Consider the following 13,317-nt stretch of genomic DNA (forward strand, 5'->3'; position numbering starts at 1 on the left):
CTCTTTACCACTCACGACCCTCTCGTACGACTACGCAAAGCGCCCAAATCAGGCACTTCGATCCCGGCTGGCGTCCTCTGTAGACGGTCGCGCCCGGGTTCGGTGCTGGCGACTTATCCAGCCTGATCGATCAGAGCGACAGTCATCGAAGGGCACATTCCAGGATCAACTTAAGCTACGTGGCATTGGGTTCTAACCGTCCTTACCACTCACGAGGTCCAGGGCCGCTGGACGCCTAAACCGCTTCGATGGCCTGGCTCGCTGGCGATCGACACGTTCTGATCGCCGTCCGGAAAGTGGTTAACGTGGATTCGCGAGCGGGAATCCCATACTCGACAGAGGAGGGGGCCGCCATGGCAATTCCCGACGAGACCACCGTCGTCAGACGTCAGCTGAACGAGGCGATGGCAGCGCTGACGTGCTGATCAACATTCTCGAGGAGGATGACGCCCTCGGCATCGACATCGACCAGTACCGCGCCGGGACTGGACCTTGCCTGGAAGCCGCCGAGACGGGGGAGGTGATCCGGGTCGACGTCGAGACCGCCCGTGCCCGTTGGCCCGAGTTCGCCGGCCAAGCGGCGGCCGCCGGAGTGGCCAGTTTCCTGTCCGCTCCGCTGACGGTCGACGCGGAGCACTTCGGATCGCTGAACCTCTACGGATTACGTTCCCACGGCTATCGTGAGATCGACGCCGTCCTGCTCGAGTTGTTCGTCACCGCGGTCGAAGGCGCGATGCGGGCCACCACCCGCTACCTCACCGCTCGGCGGGAAACCGAGCATCTGGCCATCGCCTTGGTGTCCCGCGCCGTGATCGATCAGGCCAAAGGCATCCTCATGGGAGCGCACGGGATCTCCGCCGACCAAGCGTTCGAACTTCTCGCGGCGCAGTCACAGCGGGAGAACGTCAAGCTGCGCGTCTGCGCCGAAAGGTTCGTCAACACGGTGGTGAAAACCGCTCCCGCCGATTGAGCTCGCGCACGCCGGGTACTCGGGGCTCGCCACCCCGAAACAGGAGGATACCGTGAGCGAAGTCGTCACTCGAGTCGTCGACGTACCACCGGACGCCATTTTCACTGTGCTCGCCGACGGCTGGCTCTACGCGAGTTGGGTGGTCGGCAGCTCCCATATCCGTGACGTCGACGAAGACTGGCCGTCTGTCGGTTCCCGGATCCACCACAGCGTCGGTCCGTGGCCTCTGCACATTCAGGACGTCACGGTGGTAAAGGCCGTCGAGCCCGGCGTTTCCCTTTCTCTGGAGGCAAGGGGCTGGCCGCTGGGCGCGGCTGAAGTCGAACTCACACTCGTTCCCCACGGCGACGGCAGGACCGAGGTCCGGATGAGGGAGCTCGTCGTACGCGGTCCCGGCAAGGTACTGCCGGAAGCGGTTCAAGCGCTGATCGCCAAGCCACGCAACACCGAAGCCCTCGCCCGGCTGGCCGATCTGGTGACCGGGAAATACGCGAACCGCAAAAGCGCTCAGTCGTAGACCGCCCTATTCGCCGCGCGGATGACCGCCGCGTAGCCACCGCCGAGCCGACCGGCCCGCGCCAGTGCGGCGCGGGCCGCGTTGGCTCCGGGACCGCCATGGACAGCCCCTCCCGGATGAGCCGCCGAGCCCGCCAGGAAAAGCCGGTCCACCGGGGTGTCCGCGCGACCGAGGCCGGGGACCGGGCGGAAGAACAACTGCTGGTGAATGGCTGTGGTGCCGCCGTTGATCGCACCGCCGACCAGTCCGGGATCGTGGGCCGCCAGTTCTAGCGGGCCCTGCACGTATCGGCCCTGGATCAGGTCGGTGAACCCCGGCGCGTTCGCCTCCACCACCTTCTCGATCCGGGCGACCTGCCAGTTCAGCGCCTTGCGGTTCTCCATCGCCCCTCGTGGCGCGTGGGTGTACGCCCACGCCGCCTCGGTGCCCGGCGGCGACCGGTCCGGGTCGCTCGTCGTCATCTGCCCGAACAGCAGGAACGGATCACGCGGGCTGCGGCCCCTGACGAGATCACCTCCGAACGCCGACAGGCCGTCCAGGTCTGTGCCGAGGTGGATCGTTCCCGCCCCGCGAGCGGCTTCCGCGATCCAGGGAACGGGCCCGGAAAGCGCCCAGTCCACTTTCACCGTGGCGCTGTCCCACTGGAACCGGCCGAGATCGTCGAGCAGCCGGGAGGGCAGCCATTCCGGCGCGACCATCTCGCCGTACAACGTCGGCGCCGCCACGTCCGCGAGCACCGCCTTGCGGGCCCGTATCGGGTCGCCGTCGCCATCCCGCACTCCCATCGCCCGTCCACCGGCGACGAGCACTTCCGTTACCGGACAACGACACCGGACCTCACCGCCGCGAGCGATCAGCCGTCGCACCAACGCCGCGATCAACTCCCCCGCCCCGCCGACGGGCACGGGAAAACCGGCGTCCTGGCCGATCATCGCGAGCAGCCAGCCGAACACGGCACTGCCGGCGTTGTCCACGGAAAGGTCGCTGTGCGCGGCGTTCCCGGCCAGCAGCAATCGCGCCCCTTCGCCGTCGAAGTGCTCTTCCCCGAAACGGCGCGCGGGCAAGGTGAGCATCCGGGCCAGGCGGAGCGCGTCGGCGGTCCCCGTGCGCCGCAGCAGTCGCAGAGCCGGACGCACCGGCGGGAAAGGAGTGAACAGGGCGTTGAGCAAGGGCTCTCGGATGTCCTGCCATTGCGCGAAAAGCCGTTTCCAGGCGACGCCGTCCCCGGGCGCGAACTCGTCGACGGAAGCGGCAGTGCGCTCGATGTTCCGTGAGAGCACAGCGCATCTGTTATCCGGTAGCACATGAGCGAGCACGTCGGGAGCGTGCCGCCAGCGCAGGCCGTGATCTTCGAGGCGCAGTTCCCTGATCACCGGGGACACCGCGGTGAGCGGGAAGAAGGCGCTGCAGAGGTCGTTGCGGAAGCCCGGCTCGGTGACTTCGTCGGTCCGCACCGCGCCACCTGGTTTCTCGGCCTGCTCCAGCACCAGTACCGACCAGCCCTCGTCGGCCAGGAGGTTCGCCGCGACCAGGCCGTTGTGGCCTGCCCCGATGACGACCGCGTCGAAGACTTCCGTACTCATCCAGGCCTCCCGGCCGTCAGGTCGTCAGATCATCAGGATTGCGATTGGTGACTGGGCCTGCCGCGGGCCAGAGAGCGGAGCCGGGACAGGAAGCCGTGCCCACGCGGCGGAGCCAGAGGCGGGCTCGCCGCGCCTTCACCTGATCGGAGTCCGGCGACCAGCTCCGCGACCACGCTCGCCGCGTCGTGCCGGGGTTTCCAGCCCAGAGTGGTCTCGGCGAGTGTGGTGTCCACGAGTGGCGCGCCGTCGGCGAGATCCAGCCAACCAGGGTGCAGCGGCAAGGCGCCCGTGCGCCAGGCCGCGTATGCGGTCGCACGAACGAGTGATCGCGGCGCTGGAACGCGGATCCCGCCGAGCAGGCCGGTCAGCGCGTCGGCCGAGAGGACGCCCGGGGCGGCGAGATTCACCGCTCCGGTGAATCTCTTCTCGAGGACCAGCCGGATGGCGTCGGCGACATCGGTGCTGTGTACCGCTTGCGCCCGCAGGTCCGCCCACAGGGGAATCGGCAGCCATCGGCGGCCCACGACGCCGGCGGGTACGGCCGGGCCCAGCAGCCAGCGCTCGAACTCGCCTGCCGCCCGCCGCTGCAGGATCGCGCACGGCCGTAACCGCGCCACACCGATCTCCGGATGGGTTTCCTCGAACCGGTCGAGCAACGCCTCCAGACCGGCCTTGCCCCGGCTGTAAGCACTGGTCGCGATGCCGTCACACGGCCAGTCCTCGGTGACCTTCTCCCACCGCGGCGCCGGCCCATAGGCGGCGACGGACGACAGGACGACCAGATGCGGTACCCCGGCCGCCGCCACCGCGGCGAGCACGTTCCGGGTGCCGTGATCGTTGGTCCGCCACATCGGCGGATCTCCGCGCTCCGGCGAAATCGCCCAGGCGAGATGGACGACCGCGTCCGCTCCCTCCACCAGGTCGGTCAACTTCGCGCGGCCGCTGCCACCCCCGAGATCCAGCGCCGACCAGCCCGCCGCGCGATACGGCGCGGCCGTGGTGTCGGGCAGCCTTCTCGCCAAGCCGACCAGTTCGTCGTCTTCGTGTTCGAGGACGTGGAGCAACGCCGTCCCGACATTTCCGGTGGCCCCGGTGATCACAATCCGCACAACCTGCGCTTACCCGGACTGGTGATCGCGGAAACACGACTCGTCACGACCGTGACACGCGCTACTCGCCCGTGTCACCTCCAGCAACTCGAAGACACGGATCCTTTTCGCGGGCTCGGACGCGCAGGTGAGCGGGCGATCCACCGGGAAATACCGTTCGCGCAAGTACACTGTGCAACGAGGATCGGCGAACTCGACCCGCCAATCGGAACCGCTCTCGCGAACCTCCTCCACGAGACGGAGCGCATCGATTCCGGTGGCACCGGTAGCCGCGCGGGCGTGATGCTGGGCAGCTTGAACGATGGGCTCGAACGAGGACCGGCCGCGGAGGAACTCGGTGTCGAGCTTGCCGCGCAGATACCGGTGGACGATGCCGTTCGCTCCGTCCGGCCGCAGGCCACCGAAGGTGAACCCATGCGGTAGCAATACCATCGCTGGAGCGAAGCGGCAGCCTCCGACATGGCTGCATTCCCAAGTGGCTTCAGGGAATTCCTCGGCCACCGCGGCGGCGAGTGATCGGCCGCGGATCGCGCAACACGTGTCGTGCCTGCCGTGAACGCAGATGAGCGCGAGAGGCCCTGACACCACGTGCCCCTGTGCGGAAGGGACGCGGGAGAGTTCGGCGGCGTCCGCGAATTCCCCGGCGCGGATCTCTTCGTGTCCAGGGCGTGCGTCGATCCGGAACCATCGCGAAGGCCGCTCCGGCACGGGGGCACGGCGGCCGACCTTGCGCACCAAAGCGATCCGGCCGTTGACACGCGCCGCCCAAGTGGTCAACGAAGCCACCGCGGCCGGGTCGAGACCGGACTCCTTGAGCGCGAGCCGCCCCCATGGGCCAGGATGCTCGATGAGCAGCCAGTGTTCCGCGGGTGGAGCCGTACCTTCTCCGGGATCCCCCGCGGCATCGGCCAAGTCCGCGCAAAGACCTCGCTCCACCGGTATCGCGGTCATGCGCCCGCGGCCATCAGCACGCCTTCCCGGAGCAGGCGCCGGACGAGCACGAGCTGATCGGTTCGATCCATCCCTGGAACCTCCCCGACTCGCCACGTATTCCCGTCCAGCAACGCCGACAAGGCGGTCGCGGTGGAATCGGGAAGCGAGATGTGCCGATCCGGGAGTTCGAGGACGACGCGGCCGTTCCTCGCGTCCCGAACGCGGAAACGCAGACCGTCCCGGCGTCGCACGGAGTCGCCGTCGACGAGGTTCAGCGCGAAGGTGGCGGCCGCGACCGGTGCCAGTGGCTCCGGTCGACTTCCTTTCCAAGCCCTGTCACGGACGTACCGGGCGATGTCTTCGGCCGGCACGGCTTTCAGCGCGGTGACCAGGTCGTCCCGGACTGACTCGAGATGATCGTCCAGCACCCCTGGATCAGCGATGTCGATCCCCAAAGGCAGGGAGGTACGCAACCGGTCGTCGGCGCCGACGAGAGCGGTGAGTGCTTCCACCAGAGCGAACCTGGTGACGACGTGGACGCCGATGGTCAGATGCGCGGAAACATCGCCGAGAGCGGTCGCGGAATGCAGCCAGCCGCGCGGGAGGTACATCACGTCACCGGCCTCGAGGACTTCGTCGATGACCGGAGCATCGTCACGAGCCCGCGCCGCGACAGCATCGGCGTGCTCGTGCCACTGCTGGTCGCGCAGTGGCACCGGGTGAACGGGCGCGTGCACCTTCCAGTGCTTGCGACCGGCGAACTGAAGGACGAAGACGTCGTGCACGTCGTAATGCGCGGAAAATCCCTGCGAAGACGGCGGAGTGATGTACGCGTTGACCTGCGCCGGGTGGCCGAGCTCGTCGGTCAGGCCGGTGGTGAAGTCGATGATGCCCGGCCACATGCGGTGCAGGGCCTGCAGCACGATGGTGCCGCCTTCGGCGAAAAGGGCGGCGACCCTGTCGTCGACAATCTGATCGCCGATCTCGGCGCCGACACCACCGCCACCGGTGAACGAACGAGAATCGATCACCGATCCGTTACGGGCCATGCGCAGGAACGGCGTACGCAATCCACGGCGGGACAGCATTTCATCGACGCCGTCCAAGTCGAGCAGATCATCGAAGCGGTCGCCGGTCCGCCGCAACAACGGCTTCCGGCCCCAGTGCCGAGTGGAGAACTCTTCGACGTCGGATCCGACCAGCCGTGTCAGGGGGCTCTTCGGAGAAATACGGCCGCCCACCGGTACCGGGACTTCCTCGGTACCGGTGGACGGCTCGTTCAGGTCAGCTCGCGCCACTGTCCGCGCCGCCGTCGGCTCCGCCGTCGTGCTGGCCGGGAGTGCCCTGCCCGGCGCCGGAGTCGGCAGGGCCTTCGGCACCGCCGTCGGCTCCGCCGTCGTGCTCACCAGGAGTCCCCTGGCCGGCGCCGGAGTCGGCCGGACCTTCCTTGTCCTTGTCCGATGTGGTGGAAATGTCGTCGTCGTTCAGGCTCACGTCGGTTCCCTTTCGCATGATCCGGCCGGGCGCCGGATGGATCACAGCCTGGCTACCCGCGATCGGCACCGCGCACACCTCGGACGCCTGACTTCACCCGCGCGGAACGGAGTTGCCCGAGCTGCTCATCGGTCGGCTTCCGGCAGGCCGGGCAGCAGTTTGTCGAGGGTGATCGGCAGTTCGCGAACCCGGACACCGGTGGCGTGGTGCACGGCGTTGGCGATGGCCGCCGCCGTGCCGACGATGCCGATTTCACCGATTCCCTTGCTGCCCATGGGGTTCACGTGTGGATCGATCTCGTCGAGCCAATCGGCGCGCAGATCTTCGACGTCCGCGTTGGTCGCGATGTGGTATTCGGCGAGATCGTGGTTGACGACGTGCCCGAAGCGGGGGTCCAGCACGCTGTTCTCGTGCAGGGCCATCGACAAGCCCATGATCATCCCGCCGAGCAACTGCGATCGCGCGGTGATCGGGTTGATGACGCGTCCGACGTCGAAGGTGCCGTGCAGTCGTGACACCCGTGTCTCGCCGGTGTCGACGTCGACTCGGACCTCGGCGAACTGTGCGCCGAACGCATACATCGCGTAGTCGTTCTCGTCCGGGTTGTCCGGGGTGTCGGCGCTGATCTCGTCGCCCTCTGCCGGCTCGGCGCCGTACTTGTCGCGGAACGCTCGCGCGGCCGCGACCAGGGTCGAACCCCAGGACGCGGTCCCGGTGGAGCCACCCGCCACAGTGGCGGGCGGGTAGAGCGTGTCGCCGATGCGGACGTCGACCGAGCCCGTGGGTACTTCCAGCGCGTCGGCGGTGATCTGCGGCAGGATGGTCCACGCGCCCGTTCCCAGGTCGGCGGCACCGATTTCCGCGGTGTACCGGCCGTTTTCGAAGCGGATGACCGCCGTGGAGCCGGGCATCCGCTTCGCCGGGTACACCGACGCGGCGACTCCCGTGCCGATCAGCCATGGCCCGTCGCGCCGGCTGCCTGGGCGGGGATCGCGGCTCGCCCACCCGAAACGCTCCGCGCCCGTTCGCAGGCACGCGACGAGGTGACGGCTGGAGAACGGGTTGCCGGTCTCGGGGTCGCGCTCCGGTTCGTTGAGGACGCGCAACTCGATGGGGTCGAGTCCGAGTGCGACGGCGAGTTCGTCCATGGCCACCTCGGAACCGAACATCCCGGGGCATTCGCCCGGCGCGCGCATCCACGACGGCACCGGCACGTCGAGCGCGGCCAGGCGGTGGGTGGTCGCCCGGTTCGGGACGGCGTACATCATCCGGGTGGGCGCGGCGGTCTGCTCCGCGTACTCCTTGATCCGTGAGGTCTGTTCGACGACGTCCACCCGCAGGGCTCGCAGCCTGCCGTCGGGGTCGGCTCCGAGCCGGATGCGCTGGATCGTGGGCGTGCGATAGCCGGTGAGGCTGAACATCTGCTGCCGGGTCAACGCCAGCTTGACCGGCCTACCGGGCAGGGCGCGGGCAGCGAGTGCCGCGAGTACCACGTTGGCGTGCGGGTTCCCTTTCGAACCGAAGCCGCCGCCCACGAAAGGGCAGATCACCCGGACTTGCTCAGTGACCAGGCCGAACACCTCCGCGATCGTGGACCGCACCGGATGAACGCCTTGGGTCGAGTCCCACAGGGTCAGCGTTTCGTCGTCCCACAACGCTGTCGTGGCGTGCGGCTCGAGCGGGTTGTTGTGGTACATCGCCGTCGTGTAGGTCTCGGCCACGGTCACCGCGGCTTCGTCGAACGCGTTCTCGACGTCGCCTTCCGAGGTGTCGGTCGGGAAATCGCCGTTGACGGTGTCCGGCTTGCGCAGATCGGGCCGGTCCGCCGCGAGCCGGGCGTCGTGCGGCTCGGTGTCGTACTCCACCTCCACCAACTCTGAGGCGTGCCGCGCGATCTCGGGCGTCTCGGCCAGTATCAGGCCGATCACCTGGCCGCGAAACGCGACCTCGCGGTTCTGCAGTACCGCCAGTTCCGCGTCCTCGGTGGATGCGAGCCGCTCGGCCGTCGAGGGCGTGATCACCTTGACCACGCCCTCGAGCTCCTCCGCCGCGCCGGTGACGAATCGAGTGCACTTGCCGCGAGCGATGCCGGCTTGGATCAGCCGGCAGTAAACCGGCCGCTCGACGGGGGCTTCGTAGGCATACGGCGCTGTCCCGGTGACCTTCTTCGGTCCGTCGTCGCGGGTGCGTCCCTGGCCGATCGCGTGTGGTTCCAGCAACCCGGTCATCGTTCACCTTCCGCGGCTGTCAGCTCGCGCAGCACCGCGGCCAGGGTGCGCGCGGCGAGCGGGATCTTGAACGCGTTGCCCCCGTCGAGACCCTCCAGCGGTCGCGCCTCGGCGAGTTCGGCTTCGGCGGCGGACCGGAAGAGATCGTCATCGGGCCGCGCGCCGCGGAGAACCTCTTCGGCGCGCAGCGCACGCCAGGGTTTGTGCGCCACTCCCCCGAAAGCGACGCGGACGTCCCCGATCCTCCCCTCCGACATGGACACCGCGACGGCGACGGACACGAGGGCGAAGGCGTAGGAGGCCCGGTCCCGGACCTTGCGGTAGGCGGACCGGCGGGTCCACGGCGCAGGCAGGCTGATTTCGGTGATGAGCTCCCCGTGCTCCAGCACGGTGTCGCGTTCCGGGTGGTCGCCCGGCAGCCGGTGCAGCTCACCGAACGGGACGATTCGCTCACCCGACGGTCCGAGGACTCGAACTTGAGCCTCGAGCACCGACAGCGCGACGGCCATGTCCGAGGGATGCGTCGCGGCACAGTGTTCGGACGCACCGAGGATCGCGTGGTGCCGCGTATAGCCGCCGAGCGCGGAGCAGCCGGACCCGGGCGACCTTTTGTTGCACGGTGTCGTGACGTCCTGGAAATACACGCATCGGGTCCGCTGCAACGGATTGCCGCCGACGGTCGCCATGTTCCGCAGCTGCGGCGACGCGCCTGACAGCAACGCTTCGGCCAAGACGGGGTACCTCTCCAGGACGCGGCGGTCGGCAGCCAGGTCGCTGTTGCGCACACCGGCTCCGATCACCAGGGTCCCGTCGGCGGCCTCACGGATCGCGGCAGGGGTGACTCCGGTGATGTCGATGACACGGGCCGGGCGCACGATCCCGAGTTTCAGGTGATCGACCAGATTGGTCCCGCCACCGAGGAAGACGGCGGATGGCTCGTCGGCCACGGCCCGCACAGCGTCCGCGGGGGTGGCTGGGCTGGCAAAGGTGAACGGCCTCATCCGTCTTCCCCCGCCCGATGGATGGCCGCGACGATGCCGGCGTAGGCGCCGCAGCGGCAAAGGTTGCCGCTCATCCGTTCGGCGACCTCCGCTTCCGTCCACTGTGGAGTCGCGGCCACGGGTGAGGTGACGTGGCTGGGCGAACCATCGCGGAACTCCGTCAACAACCCCGCGGCCGAGCAGATCTGACCAGGCGTGCAGTAGCCACACTGGTAAGCGTCACAGTCGAGGAACGCCTCCTGCAAAGGATGCAGCTCCCGTTCGGAGGCCAGGCCCGCGGCCGTGGTGACGTCCGCGCCGTCGCAGGTCACGGCGAGCACCAGGCAGGCCAGCACCCGACGCCCCCTGACCAGGACCGTGCAGGCTCCGCATTGACCGTGGTCACACCCCTTTTTCACGCTGTACAGATCGAGGTGGTCACGTAGCAGGTCCAGCAAAGTACGCCGAGGATCGACGGTCAGCCGACGCGAGGTCCCGTCGACGCGAATGGCGATCGTGCTGGCTTCAGCGGCCGATTCGGTCATGGCCATGGCTTCACCGCCTGTCCTGTTTGCCCTGTCGCCGAGCCATACCCCGCTTCTGCCGTTTCGAAACCGGCACGGCTGGTCACAGCCCCTGGCTGGTGAACTCTTTCGTGTCGGCCGACGGTCTTGGCAGAATAGGCCGGTGACCGACATCGCTGAGCACGCCGCGGGCGCTTCGCCTTCCGGCCTGGACGAGATCATGGGCGGACGCCAGCACACCATCGGCAGCTTCCGCTTCCGCTTCGCCGACCAAACCTGGGAATGGTCCGACCAAGTCGCACGACTCCACGGCTACGCGCCAGGTACCGTCCAGCCCACGACCAAGCTGCTCCTGTCACACAAACACCCCGAAGACCGCGACACCGTCGCCGGAACACTGGCCGCGACAGTCCGCGACGGCACCGCGTTCTGCAGCCGCCACCGCATCATCGACACCACCGGGACCGTGCACCACGTCCTCGTCGTCGGCGACCGCCTCTACGACAGCACCGGCACCACCGTCGGCACCACCGGCTACTACATCGACCTCGACGCCAGCCGCGACGAACACCGCCGGCAGATCCTCGCCGAAGACCTCCCCGACCTCCTCGACACCCGCGCCTGCATCGAACAAGCCAAAGGCGCACTCATGCTCGTCTACGGCATCACCGCCGAACAAGCCTTCCACGTCCTACGATGGAGATCCCAGGAAACCAACACCAAACTGCGGGTTCTCGCCGAGAAACTCGCCACCGCCCTCACCACCCTCGGCGGCGGCCCCCTGCAGCAACGCACCCAGTTCGACCACCTCCTGCTCACCATTCACCAGCACCCCGGCTCGGTATAGGCCGTGCCGGATCGTGCTAGAGCAGAACACCTCGGCGGAAACCGTGGGCGACGGCTTGGGCGCGGTCCTGTGCCCCGAGCTTGCGGAAAAGCCGTTGTGCGTGGGTCTTCACCGTATCTTCGGCCAGGTGCAGCTCACGGCCGATTTCTCCGTTGCGTTTGCCTTGGCTCATTCCGGTCAGTACCTGCAGCTCACGACTCGTCAGCTGGACGCCGACAGAGGACGGCTGCCGCGGCACCGGCACGGAAATGCTGTTGAGAGTGTCGGCGAGAGCCGAGACGACCTCCGGCCAGGAGGTGTTCCAGCGAAGGTAACCTCGGGCGCCGCCGATGATCGCGTTGGCCACGACCACAGGATCGTTGGCGGCCCCGAAGACCAGGATGTTGGCGCGGAGGTCCGCCTTGACGAGCCGTCGAACGGCCTCCACTCCGCTCGGTGCGGCGCGTTCCAGGCCGACGAGAACCAGATCGGCGGGCCGACGGGAATACTTGGCCAGCAGCCCCTCGGCCTCCGCTACGCAGTCGACATGGTCTACGCCGGGAACCGCGGACATGGCACGGCTGACCGCGTCCCGCACTCTTCCCCGGCTGTCACAGATCAAGATCGCTGTCACGGCATTACCCTTACTTCTACTCTTGGCTGCGAGTGAGCGCGTGATCGGCGGCCAGTGGCTCGAGTACTGCTTTCTCCAGCCCCTGACCGCGTGACGTCGACGCTACTTTCGCAGCAAGGTTTCAGTGTTGGCGGCGGTCACCCGGGTGCCCGAACCGGCGTCGAGCGGATCCGTGGCGACGGTCCCGTTCACCGGAGCGGGCAGCAACTCGAATTCGCTGTGGACAGGAGTGTTCGGCTTCAGTGCCGTAAGCGCATCCTGCGCGTGGTCCACCCGCGAGAGAAGCGGCACAACAGGCAACTCGGCCTCATCCAGCTGAACATCCAGCGGGCTGTTCAGATCCGGCGCCGGGTAAACCTGCCCGACCGGTGTCGTGGTGGGCGGTACCGCGGCCGGGACATCGGTCATCACCGTGGAGATGGCCGGCTGCAGGGAGTCCTGGTCCGCCGCGGCCAGCTGGTCAAGCGGTCGCGCTTGCCGCAGGGCCTCGGCCAGCCCGCTCACGGCGGGAGTGACGATGTGCTGATCCACCGGGGTGGCGGGCAGCTCTGGATCGACGTGTTCGGCCGCCGACGCGACGCCGCTTCCCAGCATCAACAGGCCACCGCTGGCGAGCGTGGTCCGCAGGACGTACTTCACCCAATCTTGCATGACAAAAACTCCTCCTTGAATGAGAAAAAGGAAACAATGGCGACCTGACGCTGTGAGGAAGCGACGCCTGGTCATGACGATCGACCGAGTCCGAACGCCGATCGTTTATCCGGTCAGCCGGGCCTGACGCCCGGCTAAATCACCGCTGCCTGCGGAGATCGGTTCTCGGAATCGCTGCCACTCAGCGGAATCCGATCGTTCCGCGCCGCACTGCCTGACATGAGAGCATCGCTCCCGCGATCACCAGCGCCCGCCGCGGCGAGACTTGTCCGTGTTCCACACACTGCCATCGGCGACCACAGCGGAGTCGTCTTCCCTGCAGTATGACCGCTCCGAGCGGTCCGGGCGGAGGAGACGATGTCCGGCTCCGACGCGGGGGCGTCATCGTCGGATGCCACCGCCACGGGCAGGGTTCGGTTCGCCATCGCGGGCGCGGGGCTCATCTCGACAGCGATGGCCGGACCACTCGAGCCATCGATGACCGGGGTGTCAGCCTTCGCGGCGACATCGCCCGCGATCCATGCCTCGACGGCACCCGCGACCACACCGCCCACCAGAACGAGCGCACGGGCCAGAAGGCGACCGACACGCATCGCGCCGATTGTCCGACTCCCCACGCCTGGCTCCCGTTTCTTGTCAACTCGTTCGTGCCGTGCGAATCATAAGAGTTTCGTACGAAGGCCACCTCGCACCCCTCGCCCGAAAATCCGATGGCGGCGCCATTTATGCCCTTCTGCGACCACCGACTCGAAGCTGACCAGCGACGATCGAACGAGTGTCACCGTGGTGACAAAGTCAATACACGCAAAACCGATACACTCGAATCAGTGACCGCAAGCCGGGCGGAGCAACGTCCCTGCGTAACACG

General features: G+C 67.8%; 13 protein-coding genes. 3 read left to right on the forward strand and 10 right to left on the reverse strand.

What is annotated here, in order from left to right; genetic code table 11:
• Positions 1–418: 418 nt before the first annotated feature.
• Positions 419–970: a GAF and ANTAR domain-containing protein gene (locus ACZ5IK_RS36110; protein WP_465491764.1), complete on the forward strand. Its 552-nt coding sequence runs from the start codon at positions 419–421 to the stop codon at positions 968–970.
• Between the two features lie 52 nt (positions 971–1,022).
• On the forward strand, positions 1,023–1,487 hold the full coding sequence (locus ACZ5IK_RS36115; RefSeq protein ID WP_465491765.1) for an SRPBCC family protein: 465 nt from the start codon (positions 1,023–1,025) through the stop codon (positions 1,485–1,487).
• Here ACZ5IK_RS36115 and ACZ5IK_RS36120 read toward each other — a convergent pair.
• Genes ACZ5IK_RS36120 through ACZ5IK_RS36155 form a run of 8 tightly spaced genes read right to left on the reverse strand, consistent with a single transcriptional unit; the run spans position 1,478 to position 10,365 of the window.
• Positions 1,478–3,070 (reverse strand): phytoene desaturase family protein, encoded by a 1,593-nt coding sequence (locus ACZ5IK_RS36120; RefSeq protein ID WP_465491766.1) that lies wholly within the window; start codon positions 3,068–3,070, stop codon positions 1,478–1,480. The two genes, ACZ5IK_RS36115 and ACZ5IK_RS36120, sit on opposite strands and share 10 nt — an antisense overlap.
• Before the next feature lie 32 nt (positions 3,071–3,102).
• Positions 3,103–4,179: an NAD-dependent epimerase/dehydratase family protein gene (locus ACZ5IK_RS36125; protein ID WP_465491767.1), complete on the reverse strand. Its 1,077-nt coding sequence runs from the start codon at positions 4,177–4,179 to the stop codon at positions 3,103–3,105.
• A gap of 9 nt (positions 4,180–4,188) precedes the next feature.
• Positions 4,189–5,130 carry a sucrase ferredoxin gene (locus ACZ5IK_RS36130; RefSeq protein WP_465491768.1) on the reverse strand — a complete coding sequence of 314 codons (942 nt, stop codon included), beginning with the start codon at positions 5,128–5,130 and terminating at the stop codon, positions 4,189–4,191.
• Complete coding sequence (locus tag ACZ5IK_RS36135) at positions 5,127–6,491, reverse strand: cupin domain-containing protein (protein WP_465491891.1); 1,365 nt, start codon at positions 6,489–6,491, stop codon at positions 5,127–5,129. The genes ACZ5IK_RS36130 and ACZ5IK_RS36135 overlap by 4 nt, the downstream gene beginning before the upstream one ends.
• The gene (locus tag ACZ5IK_RS36140; RefSeq protein ID WP_465491769.1) at positions 6,397–6,675 is read right to left on the reverse strand and encodes a hypothetical protein; all 279 of its coding nucleotides are present in this window, start codon (positions 6,673–6,675) and stop codon (positions 6,397–6,399) included. Before ACZ5IK_RS36140 ends, ACZ5IK_RS36135 begins: the two co-directional genes overlap by 95 nt.
• 56 nt (positions 6,676–6,731) lie before the next feature.
• On the reverse strand, positions 6,732–8,834 hold the full coding sequence (locus tag ACZ5IK_RS36145) for a xanthine dehydrogenase family protein molybdopterin-binding subunit (protein WP_465491770.1): 2,103 nt from the start codon (positions 8,832–8,834) through the stop codon (positions 6,732–6,734).
• A complete protein-coding gene (locus ACZ5IK_RS36150; RefSeq protein ID WP_465491771.1) occupies positions 8,831–9,835 on the reverse strand; it encodes an FAD binding domain-containing protein in 1,005 nt (334 codons plus the stop codon). Before ACZ5IK_RS36150 ends, ACZ5IK_RS36145 begins: the two co-directional genes overlap by 4 nt.
• Positions 9,832–10,365, reverse strand: a complete 534-nt coding sequence (locus ACZ5IK_RS36155) for a 2Fe-2S iron-sulfur cluster-binding protein (RefSeq protein ID WP_465491772.1) — start codon at positions 10,363–10,365, stop codon at positions 9,832–9,834. The genes ACZ5IK_RS36150 and ACZ5IK_RS36155 overlap by 4 nt, the downstream gene beginning before the upstream one ends.
• 136 nt (positions 10,366–10,501) lie before the next feature.
• Here ACZ5IK_RS36155 and ACZ5IK_RS36160 point away from each other — a divergent pair, with 136 nt between their 5' ends.
• Entirely contained in the window at positions 10,502–11,185 is a 684-nt protein-coding gene (locus ACZ5IK_RS36160) for a PAS and ANTAR domain-containing protein (protein ID WP_465491773.1), read from the forward strand.
• A 16-nt stretch (positions 11,186–11,201) separates the two neighbouring features.
• Here ACZ5IK_RS36160 and ACZ5IK_RS36165 read toward each other — a convergent pair whose 3' ends face one another.
• Both ACZ5IK_RS36165 and ACZ5IK_RS36170 read right to left on the reverse strand, forming a co-directional pair.
• Positions 11,202–11,798, reverse strand: a complete 597-nt coding sequence (locus ACZ5IK_RS36165) for a response regulator transcription factor (RefSeq protein WP_465491774.1) — start codon at positions 11,796–11,798, stop codon at positions 11,202–11,204.
• Between the two features lie 102 nt (positions 11,799–11,900).
• A complete protein-coding gene (locus tag ACZ5IK_RS36170; RefSeq protein ID WP_465491775.1) occupies positions 11,901–12,449 on the reverse strand; it encodes a hypothetical protein in 549 nt (182 codons plus the stop codon).
• Between the last annotated feature and the right edge of the window lie 868 nt (positions 12,450–13,317).

It is taken from the genome of Amycolatopsis sp. NPDC031561, from assembly GCF_055580625.1.

Coding starts and splice junctions, on each gene's coding strand:
- ACZ5IK_RS36120 (WP_465491766.1), bottom strand. CDS start 3,070: ATGAGTACGGAAGTCTTCGACGCGGTCGTCATCGGGGCAGGCCACAAC.
- ACZ5IK_RS36130 (WP_465491768.1), bottom strand. CDS start 5,130: ATGACCGCGATACCGGTGGAGCGAGGTCTTTGCGCGGACTTGGCCGAT.
- ACZ5IK_RS36145 (WP_465491770.1), bottom strand. CDS start 8,834: ATGACCGGGTTGCTGGAACCACACGCGATCGGCCAGGGACGCACCCGC.
- ACZ5IK_RS36150 (WP_465491771.1), bottom strand. CDS start 9,835: ATGAGGCCGTTCACCTTTGCCAGCCCAGCCACCCCCGCGGACGCTGTG.
- ACZ5IK_RS36155 (WP_465491772.1), bottom strand. CDS start 10,365: ATGGCCATGACCGAATCGGCCGCTGAAGCCAGCACGATCGCCATTCGC.
- ACZ5IK_RS36170 (WP_465491775.1), bottom strand. CDS start 12,449: ATGCAAGATTGGGTGAAGTACGTCCTGCGGACCACGCTCGCCAGCGGT.